The 14814-nt window shown below is 61.2% G+C and carries 17 protein-coding genes; 11 read left to right on the top strand and 6 right to left on the bottom strand.

Features of this window, described 5'->3' with window-relative positions; translation table 11 throughout:
- Window positions 1–71 precede the first annotated feature (71 nt).
- Together AC1D1L_RS20595 and AC1D1L_RS20590 are read right to left on the bottom strand one after the other, a co-directional pair.
- Window positions 72–2030: a hypothetical protein gene (locus tag AC1D1L_RS20595; RefSeq protein ID WP_477343287.1), complete on the bottom strand. Its 1959-nt coding sequence runs from the start codon at window positions 2028–2030 to the stop codon at window positions 72–74.
- A 48-nt stretch (window positions 2031–2078) separates the two neighbouring features.
- Window positions 2079–2702 carry a nuclear transport factor 2 family protein gene (locus AC1D1L_RS20590; RefSeq protein WP_477343286.1) on the bottom strand — a complete coding sequence of 208 codons (624 nt, stop codon included), beginning with the start codon at window positions 2700–2702 and terminating at the stop codon, window positions 2079–2081.
- A 270-nt stretch (window positions 2703–2972) separates the two neighbouring features.
- Between AC1D1L_RS20590 and AC1D1L_RS20585 the strand changes: the two genes are divergently transcribed.
- The 11 genes from AC1D1L_RS20585 (at window position 2973) to AC1D1L_RS20535 (ending at window position 12839) form a co-directional block, all read left to right on the top strand.
- Window positions 2973–4040 carry a M35 family metallo-endopeptidase gene (locus tag AC1D1L_RS20585; RefSeq protein ID WP_477343285.1) on the top strand — a complete coding sequence of 356 codons (1068 nt, stop codon included), beginning with the start codon at window positions 2973–2975 and terminating at the stop codon, window positions 4038–4040.
- A 309-nt stretch (window positions 4041–4349) separates the two neighbouring features.
- Entirely contained in the window at window positions 4350–5165 is an 816-nt protein-coding gene (gene minC / locus AC1D1L_RS20580; RefSeq protein WP_477343283.1) for a septum site-determining protein MinC, read from the top strand.
- A gap of 54 nt (window positions 5166–5219) precedes the next feature.
- A complete protein-coding gene (gene minD / locus AC1D1L_RS20575) occupies window positions 5220–6035 on the top strand; it encodes a septum site-determining protein MinD (protein ID WP_029869303.1) in 816 nt (271 codons plus the stop codon).
- The gene (gene minE, locus AC1D1L_RS20570; protein WP_112560940.1) at window positions 6032–6304 is read left to right on the top strand and encodes a cell division topological specificity factor MinE; all 273 of its coding nucleotides are present in this window, start codon (window positions 6032–6034) and stop codon (window positions 6302–6304) included. Before minD ends, minE begins: the two co-directional genes overlap by 4 nt.
- Before the next feature lie 291 nt (window positions 6305–6595).
- Complete coding sequence (locus tag AC1D1L_RS20565) at window positions 6596–7051, top strand: ArsR/SmtB family transcription factor (RefSeq protein WP_477343379.1); 456 nt, start codon at window positions 6596–6598, stop codon at window positions 7049–7051.
- Window positions 7048–7584, top strand: coding sequence for an SRPBCC family protein (locus AC1D1L_RS20560; protein ID WP_477343282.1), 537 nt, complete (start codon window positions 7048–7050; stop codon window positions 7582–7584). The genes AC1D1L_RS20565 and AC1D1L_RS20560 overlap by 4 nt, the downstream gene beginning before the upstream one ends.
- Before the next feature lie 84 nt (window positions 7585–7668).
- Complete coding sequence (locus AC1D1L_RS20555; RefSeq protein ID WP_477343281.1) at window positions 7669–8430, top strand: hypothetical protein; 762 nt, start codon at window positions 7669–7671, stop codon at window positions 8428–8430.
- 154 nt (window positions 8431–8584) lie between these two features.
- Window positions 8585–9166, top strand: a complete 582-nt coding sequence (locus AC1D1L_RS20550) for a dihydrofolate reductase family protein (protein ID WP_477343280.1) — start codon at window positions 8585–8587, stop codon at window positions 9164–9166.
- A gap of 371 nt (window positions 9167–9537) precedes the next feature.
- On the top strand, window positions 9538–10419 hold the full coding sequence (locus tag AC1D1L_RS20545) for an EamA family transporter (protein WP_477343279.1): 882 nt from the start codon (window positions 9538–9540) through the stop codon (window positions 10417–10419).
- Between the two features lie 66 nt (window positions 10420–10485).
- A complete protein-coding gene (locus AC1D1L_RS20540; protein ID WP_477343278.1) occupies window positions 10486–11541 on the top strand; it encodes a sugar-transfer associated ATP-grasp domain-containing protein in 1056 nt (351 codons plus the stop codon).
- Between the two features lie 122 nt (window positions 11542–11663).
- Complete coding sequence (locus AC1D1L_RS20535; protein ID WP_477343277.1) at window positions 11664–12839, top strand: hypothetical protein; 1176 nt, start codon at window positions 11664–11666, stop codon at window positions 12837–12839.
- A 100-nt stretch (window positions 12840–12939) separates the two neighbouring features.
- Here the strand turns inward: AC1D1L_RS20535 and AC1D1L_RS20530 are convergent, their stop codons facing one another.
- The 4 genes from AC1D1L_RS20530 to AC1D1L_RS20515 all read right to left on the bottom strand — a co-directional run bounded on the left by AC1D1L_RS20530 (window position 12940) and on the right by AC1D1L_RS20515 (window position 14799).
- A complete protein-coding gene (locus AC1D1L_RS20530) occupies window positions 12940–13032 on the bottom strand; it encodes a putative RiPP precursor (protein WP_477343275.1) in 93 nt (30 codons plus the stop codon).
- 64 nt (window positions 13033–13096) lie between these two features.
- Window positions 13097–13195: a putative RiPP precursor gene (locus tag AC1D1L_RS20525; protein WP_477343274.1), complete on the bottom strand. Its 99-nt coding sequence runs from the start codon at window positions 13193–13195 to the stop codon at window positions 13097–13099.
- Between the two features lie 99 nt (window positions 13196–13294).
- A complete protein-coding gene (locus AC1D1L_RS20520; protein WP_477343273.1) occupies window positions 13295–13885 on the bottom strand; it encodes a DUF924 family protein in 591 nt (196 codons plus the stop codon).
- Window positions 13886–13887: 2 nt separating this feature from the next.
- Window positions 13888–14799, bottom strand: coding sequence for an SDR family oxidoreductase (locus AC1D1L_RS20515; protein WP_477343272.1), 912 nt, complete (start codon window positions 14797–14799; stop codon window positions 13888–13890).
- Window positions 14800–14814 lie beyond the last annotated feature (15 nt).

The raw sequence follows: 14814 nt of genomic DNA, 5'->3' as shown, positions 1-14814 counted from the left end.
ACCATGTAGCACCCAGTCATGTTATCGCAAATCCCGGTGCTCACCAGTCGCTTTCGATCGCGTCAGGCGGATCATTGAAGCTCGCCACACTGAACATCGGCGTAGATCAAATGGTCTGCCTCGCTAAATGCCGCTTGGCTCTGGTCGAAGCAGAACCGTTTGGGCACCAAACGAACCAGGGTGCGTCGGTTGCATTCACCGGGTAGATCGATCTGGAAGGTGCGCGGCGACATCGACGGCGGCGGATCGCTCCATTTCTTGTGACCGGCAAACGAAACGTTCTCGATCAACAAGCTGGAGCCGGCTGAACCGACTGGACCGGAGATAGCCTCGACGCTGGTGCCCTTTGCCTGCTCGATGCTTGGATATTCGCCACTTTGCGGCGGATCCCCGTTTGCCGGAATCGTGCCCGCGCTGACTGCCACATTGATCCTGATATCGTCGCGCTCGGGAACACCACCGTAGCTGTTGCGAAAGGTCCAGCTTACGCGAAGGACACGCGTCCTGACGTCCTCTCCGGGCGGTGGAGGCAAAACCCGAATCTCGGCATCGGCAAGCGAAGAGCCTTCATCCTGCGCCTCTGGCGCCGGGCAGCGCGTGTAGAGTGGGCGGTAGCCACACTCTGAACCGCCGGCTCCCCAAAGACAGTCGCTCAGCTTGCGCCAGTCTTCCAAGCTCAATCGAGGCGTTCCTGAGGACAGGTCATTGCCGGACCCCGGCACCATCCAGGGATGGATGCCGCCGCTGCCGATCGCCCAGTCCGTCCGATGTGCTTCTATCCCGGCGTAGACGGTCTGTTCCTCGTGCAGCTCGAGCAATTGGACCCAGGTTGGCGATGTGACCGTCGGTTCATACCCGACTGCGTCCGCGGCAAAACGGCGGCCGGTGATTTGTGTGGTAAGCGTGTGGCAGCTTGTGCAGTTTCCGGTCGGATCTTCGACCGTCCTGGCTTGGCCAAGTTCATTGGGATAGGTGGTGGTGTAACCGGTGCCGACCACGCGGAACGGCGCGCCCGGCAACCGCGGCCGGCGCGGTAGAAAATCTCCCAGGCTGAAGGCGGTCGATCTGGAATCGCGGGCTGAACCGAAACCGACCCTGCTCTGTTCAATGTGCGGATCGATCACATAGGGGCTTTTGTTGTCATGGCATGCATGGCACGAGATCTGGAACGTCGGATCATAGATTTTCTCCGCCGCAACCCTTCCGACGTCATCGGAATAGTTGCGCCCGCCTGGCGGAACGAAGGGCTTTGACCAATCGAACTCGCTCTGATCCTTGCGGCCGTCGAAGAAGATGATTTCTCCGGATTTCCGATTGAACCCGATGGTGCCGAAAACAGAAAATCTCGGATCCGACCGCGTCCAGTAGGGATCGGTGCTGACCTCCTGGCTGATATTGGACTTTCTGCAGAGGAACAGCCATTCCACGTTGCCGCGCACGACCCTTACTGCACGTGAGTTCAGCCCACAGTAGGTTGAGCTGCCAGTTAGCGAAGGCTTGTCGCATCTGGGCAATGTCGCCGTCCATTTCACCACCTCTCCGTTCTCATTCCTGTGCTCGAACTCCAGCGGAGAGCCCGGTTTTGTCGGATTGGGCTTGAGGTCGACGACATTGCCGTCAACTTCCAGTGGGATGACCTTCATTTGTGGGCTGTCGCAATCGCCGGCGGGAATAGGACCGAACACCGCCCGCGCTTCATCGCCAGACCTGGTTAGGACGTCGGTGCTCTTTGAGGCTGGCGCCCAAAAGATGTCAGGGTTCCATCGCGTAACGGCTTCGGCGAACGACGTCCCATCGAGTTCAGCGGGAGTGAAAGCGACGCCGCGAGGGCGCAGAAGCTTGACAGTGGAACCGCGTGGCAATTGTGACACCACGCAGCCGCTCGCCTTGCTGCAAATCACGTCGGCCTGATCGGAGCCTTGCCTCTCGCCGGCTAGCGGCGTCGATACGAAAGCTTCATGTCCGATCGTCCCGGACAACAGGAGAAACGCAATGCCGAGGACAGCAGCGATCAGCGCAGCGGCACGCATCTCAGCCCACTGGAGCGGGCCAGTGAAGCCATAGCCGATCTCTGGGCGTCATCGCTTCTTGGCTGCGACAGAGCCAGCAGCATAGTCGGCATGGACTGTAAGCGATTGAAATCGCCAGATGTCGTCGTCGCCCTTTACAAAAGAGGCCCGGGCATCCGCCGAATAGTCAAGAACCGGTGCCGGAGAGTGAGAGTCCTGCAGAGTGACCAGGACTATCGATTTGGTATTCACTGTCTTACCGTCAACGACATCGAACAAGGTGTTGGTCACGAGATGCCGGGTCTGGAGTTTATCGTCTCCAAGTTTCTTAACTATTATTTTCATCTGCTCGAGAAGATCGTCTGGCGACTCCGGACCAAGGTCGAGTGTCAACTTAAGGATACTACTGCTTGTACTGCAAATCTCATAGTAAGATGATTCCGGGTTCGCAAAGAGGGCAGTGAACGCGGCTGCATTTCTTTCGTCGATCGTCCAGGCATAGCGGGACAAAAGATCTTGAATTGCCTGGCGATCTTCGGCCGGAGGATTCTCGAGATTCCAACCGGGAGTAGCCTCTGTTCCGCAGGAATCAGCTGAAGCAGTGCCGCTGAAAGCAAAACAGAGCCCGAAAACCAGGGCAAAATACCTCAAAATCGCGCAGATAGTTATTATGCCTTTCCAACGCTCGCTCATAATGGCCCCCCTCGGATGGAGCTTGATGGGAAAGTACCGCTTCATCTTATACCACGCCAAAAAAGGCGCCAGTGAAAATCGATGTCATTCGAGGTCGAGTGCGTCGTATTTCTGAATTTTGTGATTTTGTGGTAAGTTGCAATCCCCTGTCTGCAGCAATTTCATTCCTGGCTGACAGATCAGATATGGTGATATTGGTAAGCGTTATCAAGATAAAAGATCACGTAGGAGCAACAATAGATTCTAACCATTGTTACACAGGAGCGAAAAATGCCAAATATTGTTCGAAATATGGTGTTTTTAATTTCAGTCTTCTTTGGCGTCATCCCTTTGGCTTTTGCGCAGCAAAACCAAGAGATTGAGATAGTTCTGCAACCACGCTTGTCCTCTTATGGAAACGATACTCCGATAATTGTTGATTTTACTCTCACGAACCGATCAGGCAGCGCTATCAGAGTGCTCAGGTGGACCACGCCAATCAACGGCGTCTCTGGCGAAATATTTTCAGTGACGAGAGGGTCGCAGCCAATTCAGTATATCGGCCGTTTGGTGAAGCGAGGAGAACCCACCGAGGCTGACTTTTTCAATATCGAACCCGGACAATCGATTTCGGTGCCCGTCGATCTGTCATTGTACTACGCCATCTATGAAGCAGGGAACTATGCGGTTACCTATGATACAGAGGGAGTGGGTCTGCTGACTGGCCGTCCAGGTGCCCTGAGACGGGCGGCCGTTGTGAGCAACGCTACCACGTTCAGGCTTCTGTCAGGTCGGATTCCTCCGGAACGGATACCGCTCTCGGCGCCCAAATTCGACCAGTGTGACAGCCCTCAACAGGCTGATATTGGCACTGCACTGGCGGAAGCAAATAACATAGCCTCGGCTGCCCTGCAGATTTTGCAGGACACGCCCTCAGCCCAGCAACCGAATTCCCAACGATATCTGACATGGTTTGGGGCGCATACCGTAGGACTGTACGCAAAGGCCACTGGAAATTTCTCGAAGATTGCGGATGCTCTTGGAAACAAAGCAATATCGTTTGGATGCCACGGGAGCGCCTGCGAATCAGGAGACTATGCATACGTGTACCGTGATCAACCTTATAGTATCTTTGTTTGCAACAAGTTCTGGCTGGCCGCTCTGAAAGGAACGGATTCAAGGTCTGGGACAATTATACACGAAATTAGTCACTTTTTCGTCGTCGCCTCAACAAACGACTATTCCTATGGTGGTCAGAATGCTGCCAAGGAACTCGCGGTTGACAATCCGCCTAGAGCGACATCCAATGCTGATAGTCATGAATACTTTGCTGAAAATAACCCAGAGCTTCCGATGTGAGGAGCGCCGCACGCAACTGATCCAGCATGCTGCCATCGGAAATGAGCAAAGATCGCCGATGGCCGGACACATTGCGATTGCATCGTGAATGTCCGCTATTGCTTCCCGCAAACCGAAGGCGGTCCAGCTGCTCTCGGCCCTGTGGAGACCTGTACGACGCTCTGGAATGTGTCGCCAGTTGACGTCCGCAATTGGCGTCTGGCCAACCCTTCCGATTTCTAGCCGGCTGCACGGTAGTTATCCCCTCCGTTAACCTTTCATTAACCATACCACGGCTAGCGTTTACCTATCAGTAAGGAATCGCCCGCCGTGACCTTTGCCGCTCCCCTCGAGGCCAAATCCATTCGCTTTCGCGCCCGCTCTTTCGTTGCTTTCACGCTGACGCCGGAGGCGCCTTTGGATGTTTGGCTGGAGAGCCTGGATCGCTGGGTCGGCAACTCGCCGGGTTATTTTGCCGGGCGCCCGGTGGTGCTCGATCTGAACGTGCTGAAGCCCGATGTCGTCGCCATCGAAGCGCTGGTCGGCGTGCTCGGCCAGCGCGGCATCCGAGTCTATGCCATGGAACTCGACGGCGGCGCCGAGCTTGGCGCGCATCTGCCGCCGGTGCTGGTCGGCGCCAAGGAGGCCACCACCGACGGCCTGCTGCAGCCGAGCCGCAAGGCGGGCAGGGCGGAGGAGGCTACTGCGTCGGGCGACAAGCCGGCCGCTGATCTCAAGGCAGCAAGTAATTTGAAGGCGGACCTGAAGCCGGCGGGCGATGCCAGGCCGCTGCCGCAGGACGCCAAGGCCCCGGACGCCGGCACGCTCATGATCCGCTCGCCGATCCGTTCCGGGCAATTGATCTTTCATCCGCATGGCGATGTCATCGTGCTGGGCTCGGTCGCATCCGGCTCCGAGATCGTCGCCACTGGCTCGATCCATGTCTATGGCACGCTGCGCGGCCGCGCTTCGGCAGGCGCTCATGGGAACACGGCCGCGCGCGTCTTTTGCCGCCGCAACGAGGCCGAGCTTCTGTCGGTGGACGGCTGGTATTGCACTGCCGAGGAGATGGACCCGTCAGTCCGGGGCAAGCCTGTGCAGGCATTTCTCGACAACGGCATGCTGCGCATCGCCCCTTTCAGCTAATGCGGCGGGCGCGCCCGACCAACGACATAACGAACAACAACGGAGGCTTTATTGATGGGCAAGGTAGTGGTGGTCACCTCGGGCAAGGGGGGCGTCGGCAAGACGACCTCTACCGCGGCTCTGGGGGCGGCGGTCGCCAAGACCGGCAAGAAGGTGGCGCTGGTCGATTTCGACGTCGGCTTGCGCAACCTCGACCTGATCATGGGCGCCGAACGGCGCGTCGTGTTCGATCTCGTCAACGTCATCCAGGGCTCGGCAAAGCTGTCGCAGGCGCTGATCCGCGACAAGCGGGTCGAGACTTTGTTCCTGCTGCCGGCCTCGCAGACGCGCGACAAGGATGCGCTGACCGAGGAGGGCGTGGCCGAGGTCATCGGCAAGCTGCGCTCGGTCTTCGACTATGTCTTCTGCGACAGCCCGGCCGGCATCGAACGCGGCGCCCAGCTCGCCATGCGCTTTGCCGACGAGGCGGTCATCGTCACCAATCCTGAGGTGTCGTCGGTGCGCGATTCCGATCGCATCATCGGCCTGCTCGACGCCCGCACCTTGCGCGCCGAACAGGGCGAGCAGATCGCCAAGCATGTGCTTGTGACGCGTTATGACGCCGCCCGCGCGGCTCGCGGCGAAATGCTGTCGATCGACGATGTGCTGGAGATTCTCTCGACGCCGCTGCTCGGCATCATTCCCGAGAGCCAGGATGTCCTGCGCGCCTCCAACCTCGGTTCGCCGGTGACGCTGTCGGAACCGCTCAACGCCGCAGCCAAGGCTTACATCGATGCCGCAAAGCGGCTCGAGGGCGAACAGCTGCCGGTCATCGTGCCCTTCGAACGCAAGGGCTTCCTCGACCGTCTTTTGGGAAGGAGGGCGGCATGAACCTGCTCGACATCTTCAAGCGGCGCACCAGCGCGCCGGTGGCGCGCGAACGGCTGCAAGTGCTGCTCGCCTATGAGCGCCGCAACCGCAGCCAGCCCGACCTCGTCTCCATCCTGCGCGAGGAGATCATGGCGGTCATCGCCAAGCATGTGCAGATCGACCAGGACTATCTCCAGGTCTCGATGGACCGCGGCGAGACCATGTCGACGCTGGAGATCGACATCCAGATCCCCAACAAGAGCCCGGTGCCGCTGGCGATGGCGGGGTGAGAGAAACTGCTAATCTCCCCCCTTGTGGGGGAGATGGCCGGCAGGCCAGAGGGGGGCGCTGTCCCGCCGGCCTGTCGATAAGGTTTAGCAGCATCCGAGGTCAGTCCTAACCGATACGATTTGCCGAAACGTAGCGATCCTTCGCGCCCCCCTCTGTCCTGCCGGACATCTCCCCCACGAGGGGGGAGATTGCGCGCTCCTTGGCGGCTTCGCCATTCATCCTTGTCACTCCCAAAAAAACATTCAACCAAACGGTTGACTATCCAAGAGCGTGCATCTATATTCAACTACATGGTTGAATTAGAGACGCCCCAGATGGACCAGGTTTTTCACGCCCTTAGCGACGCCACGCGCCGCAACATGCTCAACAGCCTCGCCGGCGGCGAGCGCACGGTGAGCCAGCTGGCCGAGCCCTTTGCCATGTCGCTGGCCGCCGCCTCCAAGCACATCAAGGCGCTGGAGCATGCCGGGCTGATCCGGCGCGAAGTGCGCGGCCGCACCCATGTCTGCCGCCTCGAGGCCCGCCCGCTGGCCACCGCCTATCAGTGGCTCGCCCAGTACGCGCGTTTCTGGAACAGCCGCCTCGATGTCCTCGAACAGCTTTTGCGCGAGGAGCGCAAAACGCCGACAGCGCAGACGACGCCGACACCGGAAAAGCCAGAATCATCCAAGCCTGAATCACCCAAGCCAGAATCATCCGGGCCAACATCGCCCAGGCCAACATCATCCGAGGGAGAAGGCCAATGAACCAGATGAACAGCTTCGACGGCTACGCCGAGTTGATCCAGCCCGCCACCTTGAGGATCGAACGGCTTTTGCCCGGAACCAGGGAGCGCGTCTGGGAATATCTGACGCAGAGCGATCTGCGCCGCCAGTGGCTGGCGGCCGGCGACATGGATATGGAGGAAGGCTCTTCCTTCGAGCTGGTCTGGCGCAACGACGAACTGACCGACCCGCCCGGCCAGAGGCCGGCCAGCTTCGCTGCCGGTGAGCAGCGGATGCACAACCAGATCGTCGAATGCGATCCACCGCGCAAGCTCACCATCACCTGGAACGGCAGCGGCAATGTCACGTTCGAATTGGCGCAGCGCGGCGACGACGTCCTGCTCACTTTGGTCCACCGCCGCCTGCCCAACCGCTCGAGCCTCATGATGCATGCCGCCGGCTGGCACATGCATCTCGACGTCCTGGCCGCCCGCGTAACGGGCGAAAAGCCGGAGCCGTTCTGGGACGGATGGAGCCGCCTCATGACGGAATACGACCAGCGCCTGCCGGCCTGACCTGACCTAAGCATTTCTGCCTGACCTCGCGCCGGATGCCGGCGCGAGGACCGATGAAACACGTCCCAACATTGGAGAGAGACAATGCGTGCATTCAGAACAATCGGCTTGGCTATAACAATCGGTCTTGCCGGCCAGTCGGCAGCCCGGGCAGCCGACACGACCATCGACCGGATGCCGGCCCAACTCGAAACCCGCTATGCGCTCAGCGCCTTGCCGTCGCCATTGCGCGACAAGGCGACCGTCTATCTGCTCGATCCCGCGAAGGGCTATCAGCTTGCCCGGCAAGGCACGAGTGCTTTGACCTGTATTGTCGAGCGCACTGCCTGGGAACTCGGCGACTTCCGCAACGACATCTATTTTCCCCTCTGCTACGACGCCGCCGGCACCAGCACCTATCTCAAGGTGATCATGGATGCCGCCAAGCTTCGCGCCGAGGGCATGGACGCTGCCGCGCTGAAGGCTGAAATCCAGAACCGCTACGACAACAAGACCTACAAAACGCCCGACAAGGCAGGCCTGTCCTACATGGTGGGTCCAGTCATGCGCACCATCGGCCCGCCCGACATGCAGGTTCACACCATGCCGATGCCGCATCTGATGTTCTATGCCGCCGGCATCACCAATGAGGACATCGGCGCGGCGCCGGACCTCGCCAATCCTTCTAGCCTGCTCAATCCCTTCATCGACAGACAAGGCAACGCCGAGCAGAGCTACATGATCCAGCTCGTCGGCCAGACGGAGAGGGCGAAAATACTGGCCGACGAAAAGCCGCTCATCGACGATCTCTGCGCCTACCGCGACGTCCTTTGCCTGACAGACCAGATGGATATGGACCACCACTGACCGCCACGTCCCTACGCCAGGGGGGACGGGTGCAACGGGGATGGCCGATCGGCCATCTCGCAACGACCGCGTAGCCTCCGCCCTGGAGGCTCGCACTTACCACCGATGAAACCAAGCAACGTGCTTGCATCCCGCAAGCCTGAAGGAGGAAGTCATGCGTAAATTGATCACCGGAATGAAGATCTCCATCGACGGCAAGATGGAAGGACCCGAAGGGTTCGCCGACTGGGTCGACAACTGGTCGGAGGAATACGGCCTGATGCCTGAGATCGACGCCTGCCTGCTCGGCGGCGTCATGTATGCCGGCTATGAGCGCTACTGGAGCGCGATCCTTGAGAACGAGCCGGACCAGCCGCTGCCGATGACCGGCAAGCTGGTCGACCCGGCCGAACTCGAATGGGCGCGCTTTGCCGCGAAAACCCCGCACTATGTGCTGTCGAACACGATGACATCGGCCGCCTGGGCCTCGACACGCTTCCTGCGCAGCCTCGACGACATCGCCGCGCTGAAGCGCGAGCCCGGCAAGGACATCTACCTCATGGGCGGCGCCCGCATCACCGCCAGCCTGATCGAGGCCGGGCTGGTCGATGAAATGCGGCTGATCGTCTATCCGCTGCTCGCCGGCGACGGCAAGGCGCTGTTCGGCACAGCGCACGCCCGGCACAGACTGGATCTGCGCAAGGTCAAGCCGCTTTCGGACGGACGGGTGAGCCTGGTGTATGGGGTGGTGAACTAAGCTTTTCCTCTCCCTCCGGAGGGCAGGGCAACCGCATATGAAACTTCCCGAAGGTTTGCTCGGCACGTACCCCCACCCCTAACCCCTCCCCACAAGGGGGAGGGAGAACTCCGTAAGCGCTGATTTCAGCAAATTACCGAGTTTGGGCGGGAAATTTTGGCGCGCGGCCGCGTTCCCTCCCCCTTGTGGGGAGGGTTAGGGTGGGGGTCCCTCTTCGAAAGAATCCATATGCGATAGCCCTGCTCCGGACGGGGAGAGGAAATAGCGTTGTGCCCCATCAACGACCCAGCCGTGCCACACGACAGGCAAGCGCATTGCCCCTATCCCGTACCTGCGCTGTGACCCGCTGGTCGCGCGAGGAGGGAACAGGATTGACGTCGACGCCGATTGCCGCCGCCGAAGCGAAAGCCTTGCCGATTGGCGCGCTGCTTGGCGCCATGGTGTCGATCCAGATCGGCGCCACCTTTGCCAAGGGCCTGTTTCCGCTGATCGGCGCCAATGGCACCACGGCGCTGCGGCTGGCCGTGGGCGCGCTGATGCTGGCGGCGGTGCTGAGACCCTGGCGGGTGCGGCCGTCGCGCGCCGTGCTGCCCTGGCTCATCGCCTATGGGGTGAATCTCGCGGCGCTGAACCTTTTGTTTTATGCCGCCCTTGCCCGAATCCCGCTCGGCATCGCGGTGGCGCTCGAATTTTCCGGCCCGCTTTTGGTGGCGACGCTGTCGTCGCGGCGCGCCACTGATTTCGTGTGGGTGGCGCTGGCCGTCGCCGGCATCGTCCTATTGTCGCCCTTCATCCATTCCGGCAGCGCGCTCGACCCGATCGGCGTCATGCTGGCGCTTGCCGCCGGCGGCTGCTGGGCGCTCTACATCGTCTTTGCGCAAAAGGCGGGCGCCGAGCTTGGCAGCCAGACCACGGCTTACGGGCTGATCATCGCCGCCGCCATCGCCTTGCCGTTCGGCATCGCTGAGGCGGGTTCCGGCCTGGTCGCGCCCGCGATCCTGGTCAGCGCGCTGCTGGTCGGCCTGTTCTCCAGCGCCTTGCCGTTCTGGCTGGAGATGGTAGCGCTGACCCGGATGCCGGCCAGGCTCTACGGCACGCTGACCTGCCTGGAGCCGGCGCTGGGTGCGCTGGCCGGCTTCCTGTTCCTGCATGAAATCCTGAGCCCGCTGCAATTAGCTGGGATCGCCGCCGTGGTCATAGCCGCCTTCGGCGCCGCGCTGACGACGAAGCCGCCTGTGCCGTCGCCGGAATAGCCGCCGGTCGGCGCGTGAACTGTCTTTCGAAATGTAATACCCTGGCACCCGGGCGGGGAGTGGGACATGTCGATTGCGCGGCGATGGTTGTTTTACAAAGCCTTTCTGGAGACGGAGTTTTCCAGTTCAGCCCCGACCCTCCGTTGGCGGCTTCGTAGCCTGCTCAAGGGGCATCCCTCAAAAAGCCTGGTGATGCTGGAGGACAGGGCTTACCGCGAGCATGACTATTTCAACTTCACCTTGGAGCGGCGGCGCAAGGCGATCTACAATCTCCGCCTTGACCAGGCACTGCACAACAAACTGGATCAGAAGCTCTGGCTCGATTGCGTCATGCCATCCGTGGCGCCGCCGGCCAGCCACTATATTGCAGGCCGAAAGCTCATAAGCCTGGCTGGCGATGACAAGATCCTCGAACTGGATGGGCTGCTTCAGCTGCTCGCCGAAAAAGGCGAGCTGTTCCTGAAGCCCGCCGGCGAGGGCAAGGGCAAGGGCGCCATGAGGCTGGCCCAGTTGCCCGACGGCATCCTGCTAAACGGCAATCGCATCGAGGCGCGACATTTTCTGGACAGTTTTTCCAACACGTCGTCCACCGGCTACATCATCTGCGATATCATCCGGCAGGGGCCGTGGAGCGAAGCCTTCTTCCCGGCGACGTTGAATACGTTGCGCGTGCTGACCGGCACGCATTTTTCGGATCACCGGCCGATCCTGCTGGCGGCGACGATGAAAATGGGCCGGCCTGCGACCTATCCCACCGACAATTGGCAGTCGGGCAAAGGCGGCATCGCCGCCAGGGTGGATGTCGACACTGGCGTCCTAGCCGCCGGGCTGTTCTACAATGCCGAGCTCAAGAAGCGTGAATTACGGGAAACGCACCCCGAAAGCGGTGTCCAGATTCACGGCGCCGCCGTGCCCGGCTGGCAGGCCGTCAAATCGACCATGCTTCAACTTGCGAGCCTGTTGCCTTATCCCGGCCTCGTCGGATGGGATGTCGCGCTGATGCCAACCGGCATCGTCATCGTCGAGGCCAACACCAGCGCCGGGTTGGATATCCACCAATGTCACGGCAGTCTTAAACAGACGCCGGACCAGCAAAGCTTCTGGGCTGAAATGCGGATGTAGGTCGCACGCACGGCTCCCCGGCCGCGGTGTCCGGTTGCTCTGGATACTGCGGCATCGGTATATGGCTCATTGCGGAGATCCCATGGGCGTGGCGAAGGCTGACAGTGGTGCTTGAATCCTCTTTGCTCAAAGCGGTAATCCTCCTGGGGCTTGCCCTTGTCGTTGCGGCTCTCGCCTGGCGGCAGGCGCGGGCGCGTCGCAAGGCCCGGCTGCGTGAAAATCCGGCAAATGACTACCTCGTGCGACGCGACTGGTCGGACAGCCGCGGCGACCTCAACTATTCGTCTTTTGTCTATTTCGACGCCGATCGGGACGGTCGCTATGGGTTGGGCGACCGGCCGATGGCGGGCATCATGGTCAGGCTGCATGACGGCGACGGCCGTTTCGTTGCAGCGGCGCGGAGCAATCGTGGTGGCTTTGCCAATTTCAAGATGTCGACGAAACGCCGGGCCGCACCCATCCATGTGCCGGGCACCTACCGGTTCACGGTTTCGCCGCCACCCGGCTGGCGTTCGAGCAGCGCCAACGAGGTTCAGTCGCAGCACTTCCGGTCTCTGCGGGGATCACCGACCGGGCTGGTTTCGGAAGCGATGCTGCAACCGGTCGGGCTGTTCCCTGTCCGCTGGCTCAGCGGCCAGGTAGCCGACAAGGTCTCGGCGAGCGTCTCGGTGCTGAGGAACGGGCAGGTGTTGGCGGTGCATCCGCTTGGCGACGGCGCCGGCTTCCGCGTCGATCTGCCCGACGACGCCGACGCGGTCGACATCGCCGGCTATGGTGTGGCACGCAGGCTGGCCTTGTCGGCCTTTCCGGTAGAGCTCGGCCTGTTATCGCCCGAAAGTGCCGCCATCGACGGCGCCGCGTCCTTGCAGACCATAGGTTTCGACGACGTCACCGGGCGCGGCTTGCGCAAAGTGCCGTCCGGCTATGCCGGGTTCACCTGGTTCAACTTGAACGCCATGGCGCGCGATTACGCCGACGGCAGCGAAGGCTACGTCAACGGCAACATCTCGGGAGACCATGTCTGCTACACGAGCAGCGGGCACCCGGCCGAATTCTCCAGCGAAAAACCGTTCGGCTTCCACTCGGTGATGCTGGCTGCGGCGTGGTTGAAGTCCGAAGGCGAAACCGCATTGGTGGAGAGCTGGCTCGGCGACCGGTTGATCGCCAGTGACTCGATCATCCTGTCGGCGCTGGCACCCGTGCATTACGCGCCGATGCTAGCAGCGGTGACACGCGTGCGTTTTTCCACACGCCACTACTGGCAGCTCGTGCTTGAAGATATGGTGGTTGCACGCTGAGTTGGTCCCGAGACCTGCGGTTCGGGAAAAGATCATGCTCTAAAAACAATCAGGCCGCCGGACGCTGTCAGGATTGCCTCGATCAATCGGGGTGAAAGGTTCAGCGCGGGATAATGCTGGAAGCACCGTTCGCGGTGACCTGCGAGAGCTTGCCCTTCTTGAGCAACACCGGCTTTGAATAGGTCTTCTTCATATTTCCCATCTCCAATTGTTTATACTGAAAACCTGCGCCTCGGCCCACGAGGACGATCCGACCCTTATGTGGTGGGCCCGGAACCGGCGCCATTGGTGACGGCCGTAACCCGCGAGAGCTTGCCTTTTTTGACCAGCACCGGCTTCAAATAGGTTTTCTTCATAGTGCATCCTCCAGGATGACGCGATAATGCCTGACAGATCGACACTGTCAACCTTTGCGGTACCGTCATCCCGTCTCGACTTTTCTTGTCGCCGATGCGCTAACCCGCAAATCCACCTTCGTCTAGAAAGCATTGTTCTGGGCTTTGCATGGCGCGGCCGAGGATCGGGTTGCGGTGCGGAAAGCGTCCGAAACGGCGGATGATGTCGCGGTGATGTTCGGCCCGCTTCAGGTCCGACGGTCCGATGTCGCGCGCCAGCGCCACCGAGCGATCCTGGTCGGCGATGTCCTCGGAATGCGCGAAGGGCAGCCCGAAGAACAACCGAAGCGCTGGATCGACCATTCGCTGGAACCCGGCATCGATCGCCTCAGCGGCGATGGCGCGGGCCTTCCCGTCGCTCGCATACATGCGCGGCGTGTCGCGAAAGGCATTGCGCGGGAACTGGTCGAGCAGCAGGAGCAGTGCCAGCGCACCACAGGGCGTAGCCATCCAGCCATCGCAGTCGCCGCGCGCTGCGGCCTCATGCAGCCGCAGGAAGCGATCGCGAAAGTCGCGGTCGAAGGCCGCATCCTTGGCGAACCACGCGGCAGGGCCAGCCCGCCACCAGAAGCCGACGACCGCGGCAGCGGCGTCCGGCACGTTCTCCCGGGCGGCGAGGCTGCCCGGGTCGACGGTTGCGATGGCGTCCATGATCAGGCCGCCTTCGCATCAGTGGCCAGCGCAACCCAGTCCAGCGCTCTCGCCCATTCGGCGAACGAGGTCGGCTTGACCGGCAGCAGCCGGGTCGTCTGGCCGAGGTCGACGGCAAGCACGGTCTCTTTCTGGCTGTGAATCCAGGCATAGCTGGCAGTGACCTGATCGGCAGCGTCCTTGCCGAGCATGGTTTCAAGCGCGGCGGCGAAGTCCGCCAGCGGCACCGGATAGTAGCTGACGTCCCGGCCGACAATGTCCGACAGGATGACGGCCATCTCCGGCCCGGTCAGCGCCTGCGGTCCGCCAATGTCGAAGCTGGCGCCGGCAAGCTCCGGATGCCGCAACGCTTCGACCACATAGGCCGCCGTGTCCTGCCATGAGATCCACGAGGTCTGGAAATTAGCCGGCAACGGATAGGCAAGGACACCCTTGTGCACGATCGCCGGCGCGCTCCACGGTGCTGCGACGTTGCTCATGGCAAGCGTCGGCTTGAGGATGATGGATGGCGGGCCGAACGCCTTGATGTAATCAATGAGTTCGACCTTGGCGTCCATCACCACCGTGCCGGAATGTCCGGACACATGGCCGCTGGTGTTGAACACCAGAAGCTTGACGCCGCCTTGCTGCGCCGCGTCGACCATGTTGCGGCCGTAGCGCAGGATTTCTTCGGGGCGGGCGTTGACCGGCAAAGTTAACGCCACAGCATCGACGCCGAGGCAGGCAAGAGCTAGGCGCCCCGCGTCATCGAAGTCGCCGCGCACGATGTTGACGCCATCGCCGAACGGATCGGGCGACCCCTTGCGCAAGAGGACACGCACCGTGGCACCGGCCGCGCGGCAGGCGTTGACAATGGCCGACCCTTGCGCGCCGGAGGCGCCGGTGACCAGGACTGAACTGGGGAATTCTGGCATGGGTATGCTCCTCTC

This window comes from Mesorhizobium sp. P2_D6 (assembly GCF_056404315.1).
The sequence above is the reverse complement of the archived record's forward strand: the minus strand, read 5'-3'. Positions and strand labels throughout refer to the sequence as shown.